We start from the raw sequence: 21970 nt of genomic DNA on the forward strand, positions 1-21970 counted from the left end.
CCCGACCCCCGGCCCGCCGCCTGGCCCGCCGCCGGCGAGCTGCCCGTCGCGACGATCTCGGACGCGATGGAGCGCTTCGGCGTCGCCGACGGCATCCGTCCGCTCTGGCGCGGGGCGGCCCTGTCGGGGCGCGCCTTCACCGTCTGGACCCGCCCCGGCGACAACGCCGGCCTGCACGCCGCGTTCGAGCAGATCAGGAGGGGCGAGATCCTCGTCGTCTCCGGCGGCGGCGACGAGACGCGAGCGCTGATCGGCGAGCTCGTCGCCGAGAAGGCGCTCGCGCTGGGGGTCGGCGGCATCGTGCTCGACGCGGCCGCCCGCGACGTGGTCGAGCTGGAGCGGGTGGGAGTCCCCGTGTTCGCCCGGGCCGTGACGCCGGCAGGCCCGTGGAAGACCGGCCCGTACCGACTCGGCGAGACCGTGGCCGTCGGCGGCGTCGCCGTGGCTCCGGGCGACTGGGTCGTCGGCGACGACGACGGTGTGGCGATCGTGCCCGCGGGTCGCGTCGACGACGTGGTCGCGGCGACGCACGAGCTGCTGCGCGGCGAGGGCGAGCGACGCGAGGCGAACCGGCGGCTGGTGCCGCGTGGCTGAGGGCGGGGCTGACGTGAGCGCGGGCGGCGCCGCCCGGCCCGTCGTCTGGGTGCCGCGTCCGATCCACGACGCGGTGGTCGACTCACTGGCGGAGTGGGCCGACGTGCGCCTCGGCTGGGGCGTGACCGCCGCCTCCTGGGCTGACGTCGCCCCGGAGGTGCAGGGCGTCCTGCTCCGCACCGCCCGCGTCGACGGAGCGATGATGCGCGAGGCCCCGCAGCTGCGGATCGTCGCCCGTCACGGGGTCGGCCTCGACACCGTCGACGTGGCCGCCGCCGCCGAGCTCGGCATCGAGGTCACGACGACGCCCGCGGCAAACAGCCGGTCGGTCGCCGAGCTCGCCGTCGCCCTCCTCATGATCACGCGCCGAGGGCTCGGCCCGGCACTCGCGAGTGCCGATGCGGGAGCCGGAGCCGATCCCCGCGCGGCCGCACCCGGCGACCGCGCGTCGATGACCGGTCGTGAGCTCTCCGGAGCCACCCTCGGCCTCCTCGGCTACGGCCGCATCGCGCAGCTCGTCGCCGGCATCGCCCGCGACGGACTCGGCATGCGCGTCGTCGCGCACGACCCGCATCTCGATGACGAGGCGATCCGCGAGGCCGGAGCCGAGCCGGCTGGTCTCGACGACCTGCTCCGCGCCTCCGACGCCCTCAGCGTCCACGTGCCCCTCACCGACGCGACCCGAGGCCTGATCTCGGCGCGCGAGCTGGCGCTGCTCCCCGCGGGAGCGGTCGTGGTCAACACCTCGCGCGGTGGCGTCGTCGACGAGGAGGCGCTGGTCGCCGCCCTGGAGTCCGGTCACCTCGCGGGAGCCGGCCTCGACGTCACCTCGGTGGAGCCCCTGCCCGGCGACCACCCCCTGCGGCACCGCCCCGACGTCGTGCTCACGCCGCACGTCGGCGGCCAGACCCGCGAGGCGATGTCCCGCGTCGGCCACGAGGCCGCCGCCCACCTCCGCCGGGCCCTCCTCCCTCTCCCCCAGGAGTGAAGCGGCAGGAAGTGCTGCCCGCCGCCTCCTCGAGAGCACTCCTTGTCGGCTCACCGACCGACTGGACAGATACTGCTGACCTCGACCCTATGAGGAGCACTTCCCGACCACTCGACCCCAGCGCGGATGACCGGCGCTGGACGAGAGTCCCTGAATCGACCTCCCCGCACCTCCCGAGGTCGATCTGGGGCCTCTGATCCACCACGCCCCGCGCGTGGTCCGGATCAGGTTCCCCGGCAGCCCTCCCAGAGCGCTTCCTGCCGGCCCACGACCGAGTGGTCAGAAACCGTCCTCCAGGACCCCCGAACAACAGTTCCTGACCACTCGACCCCATGCGACGGCGAGCGACGCCGGCTAGCCGACGGCCGAGATCAGGCCCGTGGCGAGCAGAGTGATCAGCGTGGTCCAGACGACGATGGCGACGGCCTGCCACAGGATCACCCACCCCTTCGGCACTCCCGACCCGACGAACGTCGCCGCCGTGAACATGGTGGGCAGTGCCAGCGGGGCCAGGAGGCTCGCCCCGGGCACCCCGAACTTCACCAGCCAGCGTCGCAGCCGCGCCTTGCCCTTCTTCTCCGGCACCGCCTCCGTCGGCTCGACCGACCCGGCCGCGACCGGGTCGGGAGCAGCGCCGGGAGCCGGAGTCGACACGGTCGCCCCGGCCGACCCAGGAGCGGCGGCGTAGGCGACCGAACCGCCACCGGTCGCAGCGGTGCCGACACCGACGCCCGCGGCCGACGGCCTCGCATCCGAGGCTCCGGCCGACGCTGCACCGCGACCGGAACGCCTCCGCACGAGCGCCTCCCTGATCCGCGACCCCAGCAGCACCACGATCACGACGCACATCAGGTTGCCGACGATCCCGGCGAGCGCCGCGACGACAGGGTGCACGCCGCCGATGATGCCGAGCGCGGCCGACCCTTCGCCCTCGATGAACGGGACGGCTCCGGCGAGCGCGATGACGAGCGGCTGGACGACCTCGGGCACCTGGCCGACGAGGTCCTGGAACCAGGCGAACGGTCCGCCGGAGTTCGTTGCGGCCGAGGTGCCGGCAGCCGAGGAGGCGGTGTGGATGAAGCGGGACATGGCGGTCTCCAGAGGTGGGGGTCGTCAGGACGAGAAGAGGGGGAAGAGGGGTGAGGAAGGGGGACGGGAGCGGGAAGCAGGAGCGGCGGCTCAGTCGCGCAGCGACGGCAGCACGACGCTGACGAACAGCGAGTTCGAGAGCACGGCGGCGGCGACTGCGGCAGCCGACGCAGCCACGGCCTCGCCGGTGGCGGCGGCGCCCCACTCCCCGCGCTGCAGCTGCTGCCCGCGCGTGTAGAGGGCACCGGACCACGGCAGGTCGCGATGCAGCGCCGGCAACGCGCCGCTCGCCGAGAGCAGGGCGGCGAGCGCGCCCGACCTCGGCGACGGCTCCTGGTCGTCAAGCAGCACGGGCCGCACGAGGTCGAGCAACTCGTCGCGTCGCCCGGTGCCGCCGTCCATGAGAGCCGTGGTCGGGATGAACCCGAGCGTCTTGCGGTTCTCGCGGCGCAGCGCTCCGCGCTCGACGACGCGGTCGATCACCGGCCCGCGCAGTCGCGGGCCGATCTCGAGCAGCAGCGACCGCAGGTCGGTCGGCTTGTCGGCGAGGCGCTGCCAGGTGGTCGCGAGCAGCGGGTCAGCCGGCTCATGCCCTTCGACGGCGTGGACGAGTCGCCCGCGCAGCCCCGACCCGTGCTCGTCGATCGTGACCGCCCCGTCGAGGGCCAGCTCGGTGATCACGGCTCCGGCGAGGGTGTGCAGCAACGGCGTGCCCTCCGAGCGGATCGTGCCCGACTCCGGGTCGAAGAGCAGCACGAGCACGTCCTCGGCGAGCAGGGGCGCGGTGTCGAGGGAGGTGCGGGTGGGGTCGGTCTCGGTCATGGTCGTGTCCTCGGGTCGAGTTCGGGTGCGGTGTCGAGTGCAGGTGAAGGCGCAGGCGCAGGCCCGGGGGCAGGTGAAGACGCGGGCGCAGGTGAAGGCGCTGGCGCAGCGCCCTCCGCCGCGTCCAACGCGGTCTCCAGCGCCTCCAGGTCGTCGGACTTGCCTGCCGACACGAGGTACGCGCGGTAGAGCACCTCGAGCTGGGCCTGGTTGTAGAGCTCGGTGACGGCGGCGCCCACGGTGGCCGTCGAGGTCGCGGAACCGTGTTCGGCGTGCCCGTCCGGGTCGGCCAGCCACGGGTACTGCTCGAAGAGCCGGCCCATGCCCGGCGCCAGCGCCGCGCCGAGGCGACGTCGGGTCGCCCGGTCGGCGTCGGCGGGCAGCGCGTCGAAGGCGTCGTCGTCGGAGGTGCGGGGCTCGTCCCGCAGGATCGTCCGGAGGTCGTCCATCGCCGGCTCGTCGAAGACCCGCGACCAGATCATGACGAGTGCCCGGTCGGCCTCGCTGAGGTGGCCGCCGACCTCGCCGAACCCGGCGGGCAGGTCGACAGGCGCACGGTGCTGCAGGATCAGCGCGAGCTCGCCGCGGACGCGCTGCAGCCGCTCGATCGTGGCCTCGAGCTCGGAGTCGAGCACCCGCAGTGCCGCATCGGGGTCCTCCCCCGCACCGCTGACGGCCTGGATCTGCGCCAACGGCACGCCGAGGTCGGTCAGCCGGGTGATCTGCAGCAGGCGGACGAGGTGCCGCACCTCGTACTGCTTGTAGCCGTTGCTCAGCCGCGACGGCTCCTCGAGCAGGCCGAGCTGATGGTAGTAGCGGACGCTCTTGACCGTGGTCCCGGCCATCTCGGCCAGTTGGCGGGTGCTCCAGGCCACGGGCGCCTCCTCGGCGGTCTCGTCGTTCGCAGTGTCGTCGTCGGCGCTCGTCGCCGACTACCCACAAGTAGAGACCGTGCCCCTGGGGCAGGGTCAAGCGATCCCCCGAGAAGTCGCCGACCGGTCGAGCCCGCCCTCAGCCGAGTGGTCGAGAACGGTCCTCCGCCGACCGAAGGAGAACCGTTCCCGACCACTCGACGACGCCGCTCGACGAACGAGAGGAGGCGCGGTGCAGCAGCTGCACCGCGCCTCCCCGACTCGTCGCGTCGGCCCCGTGGCTCAGTCGTTCGCGAAGAGCTGGTCGACCTGCTCGGAGGCGTCCGCCAGCGAATCCGGCTCGGACTGCCCGATCAGCACGGACTCCATGGCGGGCTCCATCACGGCGAGCACGTCGAGCCAGTGGTTCGCGATCGGTGCCAGCTCCGTCTCGCCCGCGGCGACGGCGTCGTAGTAGGTCGAGACGTCGATGCCGGCGTCGGCGAACGCGGTGGCGGCCTTCTCGCTGGAGCTGTTCAGGGCGGGGAACACCACGGCAGCCTCGGCGACGACGTCCTGGCAGGCCGCCGACGAGAGGTAGCCGACCCACTTCTTCGACAGCTCGGGCTGCTCGGTGGTGGACAGCACCGAGTCGGCCAGGCCGTTCAGCACGCCGGCGCGCTCGCCGTCCGGGCCCTTCGGCAGCGGGGCGATGCCCGCCTCGACGCCCTCGAAGCTGAAGTACGTCTTGGCGTTCCAGCTGCCGTCCGTGGCGAGCGCGTAGCGACCGGCGCCGAACGCCTCCTGGATGCCGACGCCCGACGAGGCCGCCTGGTAGCTGGGCATGTAGCCCTTCTCGATCAGGCCCTGCCACCACTCGATCGACTCGGTGAACTTCTCGTCGTCGTAGTTGAAGTCGGTGCCGAACGGGTTCTTGTCGGCGTAGGTCCAGTCGTTGCTGAGCGCGTACGGGCTCCACTGCGTCTGCCCGAAGGCGCCGATGCCCGACTTGGACTTGAGGCCGAGGCCGTAGACCGCGACGTTCGAGGCGTCGAAGCCGGGCTCGTCGCCCCGCACGCCGTTCGCGTCGACCGACAGGTGCGCGATGGTCTGCTCCCAGGTGCCGCCGTCCTCCGGGTTCCAGCTGAGGTCCTGCAGCGACTCGGGCGTCAGCCCGGCGTCGGCGAGGTACTGGGCGTTGTAGATCGTCGCGACGGTGTCCCAGTCCTTGGGCAGGCCGTAGCGCTGGCCGTCCTCGCCGACCCAGAGCTCGGGGATGCCGGCCTGGTAGTCGTCGAAGTCGATGCCCTCGCTCTCGACGACGTCGTCGAGGGGCAGCAGCTGGCCGGTGCTCGCGAGCTGCGGGAAGAACGACGCGTGGTTCGTGATGACGTCGGGGGCGTCGCCGCCCACGAGGCTCGTCGTCAGGGTCTGGAAGTAGTCGTCCCAGCCGAACTGCTGGATGTTCACGGTGCTGCCGGGGTTGGCCGCGGCGAAGTCGGTCGCGCACTGCTCGTAGGCGGGCTGCTGGTTCGAGTCCCAGAGCCAGTAGGTGATCTCTCCCCCGGCGGAGTCGCCCCCGCCGCTGCCCCCTGCGCAGGCGGTGACGGCGAGCATCGGGAGCACCGCGATCGCGGCGGCGAGGCTCCTCTTCTTCGTGGTCTTCATTGCTGTCCCTTCGTCGTTGATGTGGATCAGTCGTGTCGGTGGTCGGGTGGTGTCGTGGGGTCTGGTGCGGGCGGCCCGCGTCGGCGGGCCGCCCGACGGGCGGCTACTTCGTGCCCGAGTAGCCGATGTTGTTGATCACGCGGCGCCCCAGGATCGTGAAGAGGACGAGGATCGGCAGCGCGGCGATCAGGGTCGCGGCCATGAGGCCCGCCCAGTCAGGCCCGCCCTGCGGCGTCTGCGAGCGGAACACGCCGAGCGCGACCGTCAGCACGCGCACCTCCTCGGTCCGCCCCACCAGCTGCGGCCAGAAGTACTCGTTCCAGGCGGTGATGTAGGTGAGGATCGCGAGGGTCGTGATCGGCGCGGCGCCGAGGGGCAGGATCACCTGGAAGAAGCGCCGGAACGGGCCGGCGCCGTCGATGACGGCCGCCTCCTCGACCTCCCGGCTGATGCCGAGGAAGAACTGCCGCAGGAAGAACACGGCGAACGGCGTCATCAGCAGCGTCGGCAGGATGATGCCGGCGTACGTGTTGAGCAGGCCCAGCTCGCGGATCGTCACGAAGTTCGGGATCGTCGTGAAGATCGGCGGCACCATCAGCGCGCTGATGAAGGCCGAGAACACGAGGTTGCGACCGCGCCAGCGCAGCCGTGCGAAGGCGTAGGCCGCCATCGAGCAGAAGAGCACCTGCCCGATCGTGGTGACGGTCGCGACGATCAGCGAGTTGCGCAGGTACGACCAGAAGTTGATCGAGGCCCCCGAGCCGCCCTCGGCGAGCGCCTCCTGGGTCGTGGCGAGGCCGAGCACCCGCTGGTAGGCGCCGAGGGTGAAGTCGACGGGCAGCAGGGAGCCGGGGTCGCTGCCCAGCGACACGGTGGTCGAGAAGGAGGTGCGGAGCATCCAGTAGAAGGGGAACAGCGTGACCAGCATCACGAGGCCGAGCACGGCCCAGCCGAGTGCCTTGCGGGCTCGTCCGCCGCTGTGGCCGCGGGGGCGACGACCGCGCGGCGGCCGCGGCGTGCGCCCGGCGCGGGTGCTGGTGGCGGGCTCGACCGAGGCGAGCTGGCTGGGGGGCGGTGTCATGGTCGTCATGGTCGGGTCATCCCAGGTCGGACTTGTCGGCGCGGGTGAGGCGCAGCTGGACGAAGGTGAACACGGCGAGCAGCAGGAACAGCGCGAGCGCCATCGCCGAGCCGTAGCCGAAGTCGAAGCGGTTGAACGCCATGTCGAAGATGTAGTAGTTGATGACGCGGGTGGAGTTGACCGGTCCGCCCTGCGTCGTCACCGCGATGGTGTCGAAGATCTGGAACGAGCCGGTGACCGTGACGACGAGCACCATCGCGAGCACCGGCCGGAGCAGCGGCAGCGTGATGCTGCGGAACATCCGCGCCTCCGAGCCGCCGTCGATCACGCCGGCCTCGTAGACCTCCTTGGGGATGGTCTGCAGGCCGGCGAAGATCAGCAGTGCCGTGTAGCCCATGTGCCGCCAGACGTTGATGAGCGCGACCGTGGGGATGGCCCAGGCGCTCTCGCCGAAGAAGGCGACCCGGTCGAGCCCGGTCCAGTCGATGATCTCGTTCACGATGCCGAGCTGGAAGTCGAACATGTAGAACCAGACCAGCGCGGCGACCACGTTGGCGATGAGGTACGGCAGGATCACGATGCCGCGCACGATCATCGACTGGGTCAGCCGGTGCATCAGCACCGCGATGCCGAGGGCGAGCACGGTCTGCAGCCCGATGTTGATGGCGACGTAGTAGCTCGTCGTGCCGATGGCGTTCCAGAACAGCGGGTCCTGCACCAGGCGCACGTAGTTGTCGAGGCCGATGAACTCGGGCGGCGTCAGCAGGTCGAAGTCGGTGAAGCTGTAGGCGAGTCCGCTGATGGCGGGCCAGACGAAGAACGCGAGGAACCCGATCAGCGCGGGGGCGACGAACACCCAGCCGGCGATCGCTTCCTGCTTCTTCATGCCGAAGGGCTTGCCCATGCCGAACGCGGCAGGGCGGCGACGAGGAGGCGCGGGTCGCGTGCCGCGTCCGGCGCCGGTCCCCGAGGCGCCTGCCCCCGCCTCCTCGCGGGTGGTGGTCGGTGCGGTCATCGTGCCGTTCCTTCCGTCTCGACGGCGGTCGCCCGGACGACGACGAGGTGCTCGGGGGCGAGCCCCGGCGCCTGCAGCCCGACGACGGCGAGTGCCGCGCCGCTCAGCTGGGCGCCCGTGGTCCACCACGCGGGGCCCGCGTGGTGGTTGTAGGCCTTGATGCGGTGGCCGGGCTCGACCACCTCGACCCGGTAGGTGCGCTCGGGGTCGAGACCCGGCAGGCGGACGGCGCCCGGCGGGTTCTGCACGGTCGTCGCGACGGCGACGAACGAGAACAGCGCGTGCGACGCGTCGGCGGACACGACGCCGCGGACCCAGTAGGCCGGGTCGGGGTGGTCGCCGCGCACGACCGTGCCGCGGTGCATCCACGCTCGCTCGGCCTTGTAGAGCTCGATCCAGCGGCTGAGCTCGGCCAGCTCGTCGGCGTCGACCGTCGTGAGGTCGAGCTCGAGTCCGAAGTGGCCGAAGAGCGCCGTGCCGGCCCGGAACGCCATCTCGTGACGTCGGTCGGTCGAGTGGGCGGGCGACGACCCGACGTGCGAGCCGATCAGCTCGGGCGGGACGACGACGCCGGTCCAGCGCTCGATGCGCTGGCGCTCGAGGGCGTCGATGCAGTCGCTGGCCCAGATGCGGTCGCTGCGCTCGAGCACCTCGAGGTCGGCGCGGGCGCCGCCCGACGAGCACGCCTCGATCTCGAGCGCGGGGAACCGGCGGCGCAGCTCGTCGACGAGGCGGTAGAAGGCGAGCGTCTGGTCGTGCACGCCGGCCCGGCCCGAGGCGGAGTGGCCGGCGTCGACGAGGTCGCGGTTGTGGTCCCACTTGACGAAGTCGACGTGGTGGCGGCCGATCAGCTCGCTCATGCTCTCGAGCACGTGCTCCCACGCGCCGGGGGCGGTGAGGTCGAGCACCTGCTGGAACCGCTGGGTCGGCGGCTGCCGGTGGCCGGGCGACATGACCCAGTCGGGGTGCGCGCGGGCGGCGTCCGAGTCGGGGTTGATCATCTCGGGCTCGAACCAGAGGCCGAACTGCATGCCGTGGCTGCGGACGCGAGCGACCAGGGGGTCGAGGCCGTCGGGCCAGACGGACTCGTCGACGGTCCAGTCGCCGAGTCCGGCCGACTTGTCGCGTCGGCCCTTGAACCAGCCGTCGTCGAGCACGAAGCGCTCGACGCCGACCTCGGCGGCGCGGTCGGCGAGCGCGAGCAGCGTGTCGAGCTGCTGGTCGAAGTAGACGGCCTCCCAGGTGTTGAGCACGACGGGACGCGGTGCCGTCGGGTAGCCGTCACGCCCGCGGAGGAAGCCGTGCAGGCGTCCGCCGAGGTCGTCCAGGCCGTCCCCCCACGAGGCGTAGAGCCACGGGCTGGCGTACTGCTCGTCGCGGCCGAGGCGCACCTCGCCGGGCAGCAGCAGCTCGCCGCCGCCGACGACGGCTCGTCCGGTCGGCAGGCGCTCGGCGTAGCTGCGGTGGTTGCCGCTCCACGCGACCTGCACGCCCCAGACCTCGCCCGAGCGGAAGCCGAATCCCCGGCGTCCCACCGCGTAGAGCAGCGAGGCGTCGTGCCCGGTCCGACCGTGACGCCCCTCCGAGGCGTGAGTGCCCACAGTGAAGTCATGGCGCTGCGGGCTCATCTCGCGCATGTGGCGACCGGTGAAGTCGAGGATCTCCTGCGCCTCCGCGGGCACCGGCAGGGCGAGGACGAGGCCGTCGAGCGTGTAGATGCCGTCGCCCGTGCTGGTGACGGTCGCCCGGGTCCGCAGCACGCCGCTCTCGGCGAGCTCGACCTCGATCGCGAGGTCGAGGGCGGCCGCGTCGTCGGCGAGCTCGACGACGACGCGGCGGTCGCCGACGCGCGGGTCGGAGGAGGCGGGGGTCGAGACGCGAGCACCGGTGAACGCGGCCGAGAAGTGGCGGCCGTCGCGGTGTCCGCTGAGGCCGGGGGTGCCGTTCCAGCCCGTGGTCTGGTCGGGCAGCAGCCCGAGCGGCACGGGCAGGTCGATGCTGTTCGAGACGATCTGCGGCACCGAGGTGCGGGCGAGCTCGGAGAGCTCGGAGTCGCTCACGACGCCGAGGTCGCGACCCCAGTGCACGATGCGGGGCACGGCGTCGCCGGCGGCGTCGAGGACGACGCTGACACCTCCCGATCGGAGGTGGAACAGGCGGCTGTCTTGTGTCACGGTGGCTTCCTTGCCTCGGACCCGGTCGGGTGATCGACGATGATCGCGGTGCGTCATTATTGCTACGGAAAACACTTGGCGTCAAGTTCGTCTGGTCCGAGCGATGAGACCGCCTCCGCTGCACGGATGTCGCCGCTATGGTTACCAGCAGGGAAACGACACTGTCCGACCGTGGCCAGTCAGCCGCGATGAGTCAGCCGCCACCCGTCAGCACAGAGGAGCACCACCATGGGGACACGCGAGACGACGCCGTCGACCATCGCCGTCGAGTCGGCCAGGAACGTCGCCCGGGAGGTCGTCAAGCACGGACCGCTGTCGCGCAGCGAGACGGCTCGTCGCCTCGACCTCTCCCCCGCGAGCCTCACCCGCCTCACCAAGCCGCTCGTCGAGACGGGCCTGCTGATCGAGGGCGAGGACAGAGCAGACCCGCAGCACGGCCGCGTGATCCGCCCGATCGACGTGTCCGCCGACCTGCGCTTCATCGGCGTCAAGGTCACCCTCGACGCCGTGCACGGAGTCGTCACGACCGCGCGGGCCGTGGTGACCGAGCGCCTGGAGGCGCCCCTCGAGGCCACGGACCCGGCGACGGTCACCGAGGCGGTCGCCGACGTCGTCCGCCTCCTGCTGGCCCGCGAGCCCCGCGCGGTCGCCGTCGGGGTCGCTCTCGGCGGCCACTCGAGCGACGGCCGGGTGGTCGACGTCTCGCGCTCCCTCGACTGGAACGGCGTGCCGCTCGGCGACGACCTCGCTCGCGCCACGGGCCTGCCGACCGTCGTCGAGAACGACGTGCTCGCCCTGACGCAGGCGCAGCACTGGTTCGGCACCGCGAGGGGCCTCCGCGACTTCGCGCTCGTCACGGTCGGCGTCGGGGTCGGCTGCTCGCTCGTCATCGCCGACCAAGTCGTCCGCCGGGAGGACCCGGACACCCCCACCGTCGGCCACTACGTGATCGACCGCAGCGGCCCCGTCTGCCCCGACGGCCACCGCGGCTGCGCGATCGCGTACCTCTCGTCGCCGGCGATGTGCTCGGCCGTGTCGCTCGGCCTCGGCCGCCCGGTGGGCTACGACGAGCTGCTGCAGCTCGCAGCGGACGGCGACGTCGTCGCGAGCCGCGTCGTCCGCGAGTCGGCCGAGGCCCTCGGCCGGCTCATCTCGGCGGTCTCGACGCTGACGGGCATCCAGAACGTGCAGCTCTCCGGCGAGGGCATCGGCCTCGCGTCGATCGCCCCCGACGCGGTCGAGGCCGGCATCGCCGTCGACCGCCCGGCCTGGGCCCGCCCCCTCACGACCACCATCCAGCCCATGGGCTTCGACGAGTGGGCACGAGGAGGCGCGGTGGTCGCCCTGCAGGCCTGGCTCGACCGCTACCCGGTCGCCTTCACGGCGGCGGCGCGGAACGCCGAGAGCGCCGCCCAGAGCGAGTCGTCGGTGCCCACGTTGCCCGGGAACACCGCGTAGGGCGTCCGCGAGGCGGGCGGGTCCGCACTCCTCTCGCGCGCCTCCTCGTCGGCCGAGAGCCAGACGGAGACCGCGCCGGGCAGGAGCGTGCCGAGCACGACCGCGCGGCGCAGCCCGAGGGCCTCGGTCGCGAGGTCGCTCGACGTGATGCCGCCCTTGCCGACGACGAACGACGGCCGGGCCCGGGCGTCGACCGCGCGGGTGAGCTCGACCAGCGCGCGCGACACCTCCCGGGCGATGCGGAGGCTGTCACCCCCGTCGTGACCGTCGACGCGCACGCGAGACGTGGTCACGACAACGTCGCGGTCGGCCATGGCCGAGACCGCCGCCGCCACGACCCGCGTGACCTCCGTGTCCCGCCGGTCGGCCCGCAGCAGGGCAGGCACGTCGACGACCACCAGCTCGATGCTCGGCCCGGCCTGCTCGTCCAGCCGCTCGACCTGCCGGGTCGTCAAGGGCACGTGCGAGCCGACGACGATCAGGCCGTGCGGCGTCGCCGGCCCGGCGGCGGCCACGTGGCCGGCCAGGTCGGAAGCGGCGAGCGCAGGCTGCGCGACCTGCCCGACGAGGGGCCGCAGGAGGCCCGGCCCGATCCGCCAGAGCAGGTTCCGCCCGGCTCTCTCGGCGAGCTCGCCTGCCTCCACGATCCGGGCGAGGTCGTCGTCCGTCTCGGCGTCGACGGCGACGTGGCGTCCGCCGCGCACGGCGAGCAGGGCGTCGGCGAGGGCCCGCACGGGCCCGCGGACGACCTCGAGGTCGATCGTCGCGACGTCGACCACCGCGATGCGACCTCCCGACCGCTCCTCGAGCCAGTCGGCGAGGTGCGACGACGAGTATCCGAAGGTCGGGTCGCCGGCGAAGCTCGACCGCCCGGCGGGCACGAGCTCGTCGCCCTCACGGACGAGGTGCACGCCGTCGACCGTCGTGCGGCCGGCGGAGGGGAAGGCAGGCACCATGACGACGGCGTCCACCGGTGCCACGGCCGCGAGCTCGGCGACGATCGTCTCGACCTCGTCGACGTGATGCCCGCGCAGCGTCGAGTCGCCTCGGCTGACGAAGCGGAGGCGGGAGGCGTCGTCACCGGCGGCGGCGAGCACGGCTCGGACCACCTCGGCGGTGCGGGCCCGGGCCTCGGCGCGGTCGAGGCTACGGGTGTTCGTCAGCACGGCGAAGGCGGGCGCCCCTCGGTCGAGCGCCCAGCGCACGTCGTCCGGCTCCCACCGTGTGATGATCGGCAGGTCGGTCACGGTCTGCGTGCCGGTGGGGTCGTCGTCGAGGACGACCAACGTGCCGAGGGAGGCGTGCCTGTCGAGGGGGCCGGGCTCGTCGAGTGGGCTCGACGTTCCGGGCGGGTGGCCCGGCACGACCCGCTCAGCCACGTGAGGCAGCGGCGACGGCCAGGCTGCGCGCCAGGTCGTAGGCGTTGCGGGTCGACGCGAGCGCCGCGGTGCCCGTCCCGACGCGGTCGAAGGCCGTGCCGTGGGCCGGGGTGCAGACGGGCAGCGGCAGGCCGCCCTCGATGGTCACGCCGCCCTCGAAGCCGATCATCTTCATCGCGATCTGGCCCTGGTCGTGGTACATCGTGACGACGCCGTCGAACTGGCCGTCGCGGGCGCGGAGGAACAGCGTGTCGGCCGGGAACGGCCCGCCGGCGTCGATGCCGGCCTCGCGGGCGAGGGCGACGCCGGGCGCGATCTCGTCGATCTCCTCCCGGCCGAACGAGCCGTTCTCCCCGCCGTGCGGGTTGAGCGCGCACACGGCGAGGCGCGGTGCGACGACGCCGGTGCCCACGAGGGCGTCGTGCAGGAGGCGCGTGGCCGCGAGCACGGAGGAGGCGGTGATCAGGTCGGGCGCGTCCCGGTGCGCCACGTGAGACGTGACCCTCGAGGTCCAGAGCCCGGCCATGGCGTTGAGCTCGGTCACCGTGCCGGCGACCTCGAGCCGGTTCTCGAACCAGCGCATCTCGTCCTGCTCGGCCATCCCGGCGAGGTGCAGCGACGACTTGTTGAGCGGTGCGAACACGAGCGCGTCGACCTCGCCCCGAGCGTGGGCGGCGAGGGCCAGCTCGAGGTGGTCGAGCGCCCAGCGCCCGCCCGCCTCCGATGCCTCGGCGACGGGCACGTCCGTCAGGTCGAGGCCCGTGTCGACGACCGAGACGTGACCGGCCCGGTCGACGGCGGCACGGTCGGCGGCCGCGCCGGCGTGCGCGAACCCGCGGTCGAACTCGTCGGGCGTCGTGAAGACGACGACGTCGTGGCCGTCGTCGGCGGCGAGCTCGGTGAGCAGGCGGGCGAGGAGCTCCGGGCCGATGCCCGCCGGGTCGCCCGTGGTGAGGGCGATGCGCGGCCGGTCGCCGCGGGCGGCAGGAGTGTCGAGCTGGTCGGGTGCGGTGGACGTCATCGTCGGTTCTTCCGTTCGGGAGCGAGCTGTCGCCGTCAGCTTATGCTTTCCGTCGCGGAAAACATAGTGATCCCGTCACCCCCGCTACACCTGTCGTCCACATCGCCCTGCTCTGATGCCCGAGGCCCGCCCTGAACGAGGGGCGGCGCCTCCACGATCACGAAGGACCAGGATGACCACCACCCCCACCGCCGCACGACGCCCGCGCCACCGCGCCCGCGTCGCCGCGGCGCTCCTGCTCGTCACGGCCACCGCCGTCGGAGCCACGAGCACCGTCGCGTCGGCCCGCGCCGACGACGCCGTCCCGCTGCTGACCACCGAGTCGACGGCGTGGAGCTACCTCGAGACCGGCGCCGACCCGTCCGCCGGCAGCACCGACCCGCTCAGCTGGACCGGCGCCTCCTACGACGACTCGGACTGGAAGACCGCCCAGGGCAGCTTTGGTGCCAAGAGCGGCAAGGCGACCGGCATGGGCGGCGGCTACGCCGTCGACACCCTGCTGCAGCAGTACCTGCCGGGCGGCACCGTCGACGTGCCGACCTACTTCTTCCGCAGCTCCCTCGACCTCACCGCCGACCAGCTCGCGGGCTGGAAGTCACTGACCGCCGACGTCGTCTACGACGATGCGCTCGTCGTCTACGTGAACGGCACGAAGGTCGTCGGCTACGAGGACTCCCGCGTCGCCGAGCACGACGGCAACGTCGGCTACGCGGGCGACGGCGGCGGCGATCCCGACCGCTCGACGTTCACCATCGACCCGGCCCTGCTGCACGCCGGCGAGAACACCGTGTCGGTCGCGCTCTACCAGGACCGCTCGACCAGCTCGGACATCTACTTCGACTTCCTCTCGCTGACGCCCGTCTCGGCGAGCGCCGAGGCCACCATCAGCGACGTGTTCCTCAACATCGGGGCCGACGAGTCGCAGCGTGCCGTGTCGTGGTACTCCGACTCGACGAGCGCCGAGGAGGCGCAGCTCGCGCTGACGAAGGACGTGACGGACGGCGCCTTCCCGGCCCGCGCCTCCTCGTTCCCCTCGACCAGCGGAACCGCGACCGACGGGCAGAACTGGCACCACGCGACGCTGACCGGCCTCGTGCCGAGCACCTCGTACAGCTACCGCGTCGGCAGCGAGGCCGACGGCTGGTCGGACACCTGGACCTTCGAGACGCAGGCGACCGGCGACTACGGGTTCCTGTTCATCGGCGACGCGCAGATCGGCGCCGGCGAGACCGCACGCGACACGGCCGGCTGGGTCGAGACGATGGGCACCGCGTCGGGGGCGTTCCCGAACACGAGCTTCGTGCTGAGCGCGGGCGACCAGGTCAACACGGCGTCGAACGAGCTGCAGTACGACGGGTTCCTCGCGCCGTCGCAGACGAAGACGCTGCCGTTCGCGACGAACATCGGCAACCACGACGTCGCGAGCAAGGCCTACGAGCAGCACTTCGCGATGCCGAACGTCAGCGAGACGGCGGGCCGGCCGGACGCGAACCGGGCCGGCGGCGACTACTGGTTCCTCTACCAGGACACGCTCTACATCTCGTTCAACTCGAACGACCGTGACGACGCCGGCCACGCCGACTTCGCGCGGAAGGTCATCGCCGAGCACGGCGACGAGGCCCGCTGGACCATCGTCACGTTCCACCACTCGGTCTACAGCGTCGCGTCGCACGCGACCGACAGCGACATCGTCACGCGTCGAGCCGAGCTGCCCCCGGTGATGAGCGAGCTCGACGTCGACCTGGTGCTGATGGGCCACGACCACGTGTACGTCCGCAGCTACCTGATGAGCGGCACGACGCCGGTGCACGCCGACGAGCCGGTCGACGGCACCGTCACGCCCGAGGGCGACGAGGTGCTCTACGTCACGGCGAACTCGTCGAGCGGCAGCAAGTACTACGACATCCAGTCGCAGGACTTCGCCTTCAGCGCCGTGCAGAACCAGGAGTACACGCCGAACTTCACGAACGTCGAGGTGACGGCTGACTCCATCGCGATGACGACGTACCGTACGGCGGACATGACCGTCGTCGACGAGGTGACGCTGTCGCGTCCGGCCGACCCGACGGAGCCTCCCGTCGACCCGACCGACCCGACGACGCCTCCGGTAGACCCGACGACGCCGCCCGTCGACCCGGGCACCGGTGACGAGGAGCCCACGGCGGTGGCGCTCTCCGAGCTGACGGAGGCGACGCACACGCTGGTCGTGACCGCCGTCGACGAGGCGGAGGGCACGCTCACCGCGACCGTCCCGCGTCGTCTCGCCGGTGCGGCGCTCGACTGGTTCGTCCACTCGGAGCCCGTCTACCTCGGTGACGACCCCAGTGACGACGACGGGGTGCTCACGCTGCGCCTCCCCGAGGGCCTCGGAGCCGGCACCCACACCCTCGTCGGCCAGACCGACGCCACGGGAGCCGAGACCTGGGGCACCTTCGAGCTTACGGCCGTCTCCGACCCGCTCCCGGGCACGCCCGGTGCCGGTGGCGCTGGTTCAGGCGCCGGTGCGGGCACAGGTGCAGGTGCGGGCACGTCGGCCGGAGGCTCGACCACCACGGCGCAGGCCGACGGCGTGCTCGCCTTCACCGGCAGCGACCCCCTCCCCCTCGCCGCAGGAGCGCTGCTCGTCCTGCTCGCCGGCCTCGCCCTGGTCATCCGGGCCCGCCGCCGCCGCGCGTAGCGTCGGTGCCCCTCACGAGAGGCCCCGAATCGACCTCCGAGCCCCTCGGAAGGTCGATTCGGGGCCTCTCACCCGTCCAGGCGGCGACGAACCGGCAGAAACGGTTCTCCAGGGGCGCTGAGACAGCACTTTCTGCCGGTTCAGCACCGGACGCCGAGGCAGAACAGGTCAGGCGAAGGAGGCGCCCGTCTCGTGCCCGAGGAACGTCCACATCCACGCCAGCGCCAGCTCCGACGTCAGCCCCGGAGCCTTCTGCGCGAGCTGCGTCGCGACTCCGTCGCTGTAGGCGGCGAGCTTGAGCGCCACCTCCGACGCGCGATCGGCGCCGTCCGGCCCAGTGGCTCCGGCCCCGGCCAGTCCAGCAGCCCCAGCCCCGGCCCCGGCCCCGAGCGCCGGGAACGCACCCGACTCGGCCCCACGCCGGAGCGTCCGTGTGAGGCACGCCTCCCAGACGCGGATCCGCTCGACGTACTCCGCGGCGACCGCGGGCTTCCGCGCGACGGCCGTCCAGTAGTCCGACCAGAGCCGCCAGTGCTCGTCGCTCGCGTCCGTCGCGGCGAAGAGCGGCTCGACGAGCATCCGCACGCCGGCGACCGGGTCGGGCTCGGCGTCAACCGCCTCGATGATCGACGAGTAGAAGCGGGCGGTCTCGAGCACGACGACCTCGTTGAGGATCTCCGCGACGCTCTCGAAGTGGTAGGTCACCGTGCCCACCGAGACGCCCGCCTCCCCCGCGATGTCGCGCAGCCGCGTGCCGCCGAGCCCCTCGCGCAGGATCACGCCGCGCGCCGCCTCCACGATCAGCGCCCGCCGCACGGCAGGCTTCTGCCGCGCCCCCGCAGCACCAGCACCAGTTGCACCCCCTACCCCGCTCACGCCGACGTCCTCGGCACCCGGTCCTCGAACTGCCGCGAGGCGACGACGACGACCGGCGCCTCCGGCCCGCCGTCGCGAGCCCAGGCCTGGACCGTGTTGACGACGACGAACTCGTCCCGCGTCGCCGTGAGCCGTGACGTCGTCTCGAGCCACGCCCTCCAGGACGGCTTCTCGAGCCCGATGGCCCAGCGCGATTCCGCGGAGGCCGACAGCGGGTCGACGTCGGTGATCCGGTAGGTCTCGCGGCTGTCCTCGGTGAAGACGAGTCCATCGGGGTACTCGCGTCCGCCGCCGTAGCCGGGGTCGACGTCGAGCACCCACTCGCCCGTGCCGACGTCGTGCGAGACGCTGCGCTGCGGCAGGTCCGACGCGGGCGGAAGAGCGCGCACGGCGAGCGGGGTCGCGCGGGTCGGTTCCTCGAAGCGCACGCCGTCGTCGTCGCGCCGCGTCCAGACGGGCAGCGTCACCGAGCTGTGCCGCGGGTCGATCGTGAGGGTCGCCTCGTCGGGGTGCGGCCAGATCCAGGGCCAGTAGGCGGACGAGACGGCCACCCGGAGGCGGTGGCCGACCGGGAAGGAGTGTCCGGTCGAGACCAGCGCGACCTGCACCTCCTCCTCGACCCCCGCCTCCATCGGGACGTTCTGGTCACGCCCGTGGCGCTTGTTGAGATTGAGCACGCCGCGGGTGACCAGCGTCGAGCTGCCGTCGGGGGCGACGTCACAGAGCCGCACGATCACGGTGGCCTGGGGCCGGTCGCTCGTCAGCGCGAGGTCGACGTCGACGTTCCCCAACAGGTCGAGCGGCCGGCCGACTACCAGCAGGTCGAAGCAGGCCGATCGGCCGTCCTCGCCGCGCTGGTCGGGCGGCAGGTCGGTGGCGTTGCCGAAGGGGAAGAAGCGTCCGGCGTCGAGGCCGGTGCTCTGCGGCGAGCGCACCGAGACCGCTCCGTGCTCGCCGCCGGTGAGCAGCTCGAGCGACTCGACCCGAGCCGAGGTCGCCTCCGACGGCCACGCCTCGGCGGCGACCCAGCGGCCGGTCCGCTCGGCGTAGAACGTCGCGGGAGGCTCGGAGTCGTTGATCCACGCCCGCAGCGCCGGCTCGTCGTCGACGCCGTTCGGGTCGTCGAGCAGCCAGCGGTCCCACCAGCGCAGCGTCTCCTGCAGGAACCCGATGCCCCGCCCGGGAGCCAGCCCGCGGTCCGGGTACTGGTGCGACCAGGGTCCGACGATCCCCTTGACGGGTGCGTCGAGGTTCGACACGAGCCGCAGCACGGCGTCGCGGTACGGGTCGGCCCAGCCGCCGACGGCGAGCACCGCGGCCGTGATCGACGAGTAGTCCTCGCAGACGCTGCCGTGCCGCCAGTAGTCGTCGCGCTCCTGGTGGGCGAGCCAGGTCGGCGTCATCGGCCGGTTGTGCTCGAGCCGCTCGCGCCACTGTGCGATCCAGTCGGCGCCGACGACCTCGGGCCGCGGCGGACGGGAGTTGAACGCGAACATCGTCCCTCCCCAGGCCGCCATGTCGATGCCGAGCACCGCGCCGCCCAGGTAGTGGACGTCGTTGTCGTACCGGTCGTCGGTCGAGCACACGGTGACGATCGCCTTGAGCGCGGACGGTGCGCGACCCGCCAGCTGGAGCGCGTTGAACCCGCCCCACGAGATCCCGAACATGCCGACCGCGCCGGTCGACCACGCCTGGGCGGCGAGCCACTCGATCAGGGCGATCCCGTCGTCGAGCTCCTGCACGGAGTACTCGTCGTCGAACAGCCCGTCGCTCGACCCCGTGCCCCGGATGTCCACCCGCACCGACGCGTACCCCCGCGCCGCGTACCAGGGGTGCCGCTCGCTGTCGCGCGGAGCCGTCCAGTCGTCGAGCCGGTACGGCAGGTACTCGAGCAGCACCGGCACCGGGTGCGCGACCCGAGGCGCCCAGATCCGCGCGTGCAGCCGCGTGCCGTCCGGCAGCGGCACCCACTCGTCGCGCACGTCGATCTCGTGCAGCACGTCGGGGTCGCGAAGGAGGCGCGGGTCGCGGCCGGCGGACCGGTCGCCCTGGGCGTCTTGGCCGCTCACGACGCGCTCCCGTCACGGCCGCGGCTCTGCTCGCGCTCACGCAGGCGACGCAGGAGGTGCGCCTCCGCAGCGATGCCGCCTTCCGCCTCCTCGTCGCCGGCACGGTCGTGCAGCTGCACCCCGCCGTGGACGGTGGTCCGCACCGCACTCCTCGGGGCGCTGATCCGTTCCGTGCCGGATCGCTCCGTGCTGATCCGTCCCGTGCCGGATCGCTCTGCGCCGGGCGTCTCCGCCACAGCTCTCCTGGTCCCGTCGTCTGCCCTCACGTCGCCTCCCAGTGCTTGATCCGGTGTCCGTTCCCGTGGTCGTCCCAGCCGTCGGCGTTGCGCCAGCGCGGTCGGCCGTCGCCGACGCTCGGCAGCTCGGTGGTGCCCGGGTCGAGCGTCGCGTCGAGCAGCGTCTGCGTGTACGGATGGTTCGGGCCGGAGAACACGGCGTCGGCCGGGCCGACCTCCACGATCTGGCCGCCCGTCATGACGGCGACGCGGTCGGCCACCCCGCGCACGACGGCGAGGTCGTGGCTGATGAAGAGGCAGCTCAGCCCCTTCTCGTCGCGGAGCCCCGTCAGCAGGTCGAGCACCCCCGCCTGCACCCGCACGTCGAGCGCGGTCGTGATCTCGTCGGCGATGATCAGCTCGGGGCCGGCGGCGAGCGCGCGGGCGATGCCGACACGCTGGCGCTGACCGCCCGAGAGCTGGGCCGGGAGCCGTGCGGCGAAGTCCGGCGACAGGCCGACCTCGACCAACAGCTCGGCGACGCGATCGGCGCGCGCGGAGCCGGTCAGCCCCGTGAACAGCGTCAGCGGCCTCGCGATCGCGGCGCCGACGGTGCGTCGCGGGTTGAGCGACGTGTCCGCGTTCTGGAACACCAGCTGCACCGACCGCCGCAGATCGGCGGTGCGACCGGCGACGGGCTGGGTGAGGTCGCCCTCGACGCCGTCCGCACCACGGAACGTGAACGACCCCGACTCCGCCGGGATCAGCCCCGCCATCGCCGTCGCGAGCGTCGACTTGCCGGAGCCCGACTCCCCCACCACGGCCAACGTCTCCCGCCGCCCGATCTCGAGCGAAACCCGGTCGACGGCCGCGGGCAGCCCGCGCCCGTACCGCACGACCAGCTCGCGAGCGACGACGACCGCCTCCGCGCCTCCTCCGAACCCCGTTCCGGACAAAGTGTCGCGCTGTGCCGCGTCATTTTGTCCGGAACGCGTCAGCTCGGCCGCAGACTCACCCGCAGGAGGCGCGGCGCCGTCCCCGGCACCGCCCACCACGCGACTCACCCGCGCCAAGAACCGCGTCCCGAGCGATCGACCACGTGTCGTCCCGGTTCCCGGTTCGGAACCCGGTTCACGGTCAGCCGAAGCCGCCGCGCCGCCCACGCGCGGGATGCTCGCGAGCAGCTCCCGTGTGTACGGATCACGCGGGTCGGCGAACAGCTCGGCGGTAGCCCGGTGCTCGACCACGACCCCGTCGCGCATCACGGCGATCTCGTCGGCCATGCTCGACACGACGCCGAGGTCGTGGCTCACGAGCAGGATCGCCATGTCGAGCTCGACGGCGAGGTCGCGGATCAGCTCCAGCACGGCCGACTGCGTGACGACGTCGAGTGCGGTCGTCGGCTCGTCGAGCACGAGCAGCTTGGGCCGCGCCGCGACGGCCATCGCGATCGCGATCCGCTGCTGCTGCCCGCCGGAGAGCTGGTGCGGATACCGCCGCACGATCCCCTCGGGGTCGGGCAGCCGCACGTGCCGGACGAGCTCGAGCACGCGCTCGTGTCCGCCGGGCAGCCCGTGGCTCTCGAGCGCCTCGCGCAGCTGTCGTCCGACGCGCATCGACGGAGTCAGCGCCTGCCCGGCGTTCTGGGCGACGAGTGCGGCGGTGCCGCCGCGCAGTGCCCGCCGTGCCCGCTCGTCGAGCGCAAAGACGTCCGAGCCGGCCACGGTGACGCTGCCGCCGACGATCCGCGAGCCCCGCCGGAGGTGCGCCAGCAACGTCCGCGCCACGGTCGACTTGCCGCTGCCGCTCTCGCCGACGAGGCCGAGTGCACGGCCGGCGGCGATGTCGAAGCTGACGCCGCGCACCACGGGCACCTCGCGGCGTCCGGCGGCGTACGAGATCGAGAGGTCGTCGACGCGCACGACGAGGTCGCGGACGGTCTCGCCGACCGCACCCGCGCCTCCTCGTGTCGCACCTGCAGCAGCACTCGATG

Annotated in this window: 17 protein-coding genes; 4 read left to right on the forward strand and 13 right to left on the reverse strand. The window is 72.7% G+C overall.

Annotation, left to right across the window (positions count from 1 at the left end; translation table 11 throughout):
• Positions 1-594: methyltransferase (locus tag RWM17_RS01750; protein WP_314100839.1), on the forward strand; the 594-nt coding region annotated here is incomplete at its 5' end.
• Positions 595-607: 13 nt separating this feature from the next.
• A complete protein-coding gene (locus RWM17_RS01755; RefSeq protein ID WP_314100840.1) occupies positions 608-1582 on the forward strand; it encodes a hydroxyacid dehydrogenase in 975 nt (324 codons plus the stop codon).
• Positions 1583-1936: 354 nt separating this feature from the next.
• Here the strand turns inward: RWM17_RS01755 and RWM17_RS01760 are convergent, their stop codons facing one another.
• From RWM17_RS01760 to RWM17_RS01790, 7 genes are all read right to left on the reverse strand, one after another.
• Positions 1937-2671, reverse strand: coding sequence for a small multidrug efflux protein (locus RWM17_RS01760; protein WP_314100841.1), 735 nt, complete (start codon positions 2669-2671; stop codon positions 1937-1939).
• A gap of 90 nt (positions 2672-2761) precedes the next feature.
• Positions 2762-3493, reverse strand: a complete 732-nt coding sequence (locus RWM17_RS01765; protein WP_314100842.1) for a GPP34 family phosphoprotein — start codon at positions 3491-3493, stop codon at positions 2762-2764.
• A complete protein-coding gene (locus RWM17_RS01770) occupies positions 3490-4368 on the reverse strand; it encodes a MerR family transcriptional regulator (protein ID WP_314100843.1) in 879 nt (292 codons plus the stop codon). The genes RWM17_RS01765 and RWM17_RS01770 overlap by 4 nt, the downstream gene beginning before the upstream one ends.
• Positions 4369-4647: 279 nt before the next feature.
• Positions 4648-6012: a sugar ABC transporter substrate-binding protein gene (locus RWM17_RS01775; protein ID WP_314100844.1), complete on the reverse strand. Its 1365-nt coding sequence runs from the start codon at positions 6010-6012 to the stop codon at positions 4648-4650.
• Positions 6013-6115: 103 nt separating this feature from the next.
• Complete coding sequence (locus RWM17_RS01780) at positions 6116-7102, reverse strand: carbohydrate ABC transporter permease (RefSeq protein ID WP_399539908.1); 987 nt, start codon at positions 7100-7102, stop codon at positions 6116-6118.
• Between the two features lie 7 nt (positions 7103-7109).
• Positions 7110-7997, reverse strand: coding sequence for a sugar ABC transporter permease (locus RWM17_RS01785; RefSeq protein ID WP_314100868.1), 888 nt, complete (start codon positions 7995-7997; stop codon positions 7110-7112).
• A 107-nt stretch (positions 7998-8104) separates the two neighbouring features.
• Positions 8105-10282, reverse strand: a complete 2178-nt coding sequence (locus tag RWM17_RS01790; RefSeq protein ID WP_314100846.1) for an alpha-galactosidase — start codon at positions 10280-10282, stop codon at positions 8105-8107.
• A gap of 228 nt (positions 10283-10510) precedes the next feature.
• Here RWM17_RS01790 and RWM17_RS01795 point away from each other — a divergent pair, with 228 nt between their 5' ends.
• A complete protein-coding gene (locus RWM17_RS01795) occupies positions 10511-11740 on the forward strand; it encodes an ROK family transcriptional regulator (protein ID WP_314100847.1) in 1230 nt (409 codons plus the stop codon).
• Here RWM17_RS01795 and RWM17_RS01800 read toward each other — a convergent pair.
• On the reverse strand, positions 11647-13119 hold the full coding sequence (locus RWM17_RS01800) for a four-carbon acid sugar kinase family protein (protein ID WP_314100848.1): 1473 nt from the start codon (positions 13117-13119) through the stop codon (positions 11647-11649). The genes RWM17_RS01795 and RWM17_RS01800 overlap by 94 nt on opposite strands.
• Positions 13112-14140 carry a 4-hydroxythreonine-4-phosphate dehydrogenase PdxA gene (locus RWM17_RS01805; protein ID WP_314100849.1) on the reverse strand — a complete coding sequence of 343 codons (1029 nt, stop codon included), beginning with the start codon at positions 14138-14140 and terminating at the stop codon, positions 13112-13114. Before RWM17_RS01805 ends, RWM17_RS01800 begins: the two co-directional genes overlap by 8 nt.
• 172 nt (positions 14141-14312) lie before the next feature.
• On the opposite strand from RWM17_RS01805, the gene RWM17_RS01810 reads away from it, so the two are divergent.
• Complete coding sequence (locus tag RWM17_RS01810) at positions 14313-16817, forward strand: FN3 domain-containing metallophosphoesterase family protein (RefSeq protein ID WP_314100850.1); 2505 nt, start codon at positions 14313-14315, stop codon at positions 16815-16817.
• Between the two features lie 168 nt (positions 16818-16985).
• On the opposite strand, the gene RWM17_RS01815 is transcribed toward RWM17_RS01810, so the two are convergent.
• The 4 genes from RWM17_RS01815 to RWM17_RS01830 form a co-directional block, all read right to left on the reverse strand.
• Positions 16986-17693: a TetR family transcriptional regulator gene (locus RWM17_RS01815; RefSeq protein ID WP_314100851.1), complete on the reverse strand. Its 708-nt coding sequence runs from the start codon at positions 17691-17693 to the stop codon at positions 16986-16988.
• Complete coding sequence (locus tag RWM17_RS01820) at positions 17690-19762, reverse strand: CocE/NonD family hydrolase (protein WP_314100852.1); 2073 nt, start codon at positions 19760-19762, stop codon at positions 17690-17692. Before RWM17_RS01820 ends, RWM17_RS01815 begins: the two co-directional genes overlap by 4 nt.
• On the reverse strand, positions 19759-19905 hold the full coding sequence (locus tag RWM17_RS01825; RefSeq protein WP_314100853.1) for a hypothetical protein: 147 nt from the start codon (positions 19903-19905) through the stop codon (positions 19759-19761). Before RWM17_RS01825 ends, RWM17_RS01820 begins: the two co-directional genes overlap by 4 nt.
• Before the next feature lie 119 nt (positions 19906-20024).
• On the reverse strand, positions 20025-21899 hold the full coding sequence (locus tag RWM17_RS01830; RefSeq protein WP_314100854.1) for an ABC transporter ATP-binding protein: 1875 nt from the start codon (positions 21897-21899) through the stop codon (positions 20025-20027).
• Positions 21900-21970 lie beyond the last annotated feature (71 nt).

This window comes from uncultured Frigoribacterium sp., assembly GCF_963515265.1.
Classification (GTDB): domain Bacteria; phylum Actinomycetota; class Actinomycetes; order Actinomycetales; family Microbacteriaceae; genus Frigoribacterium.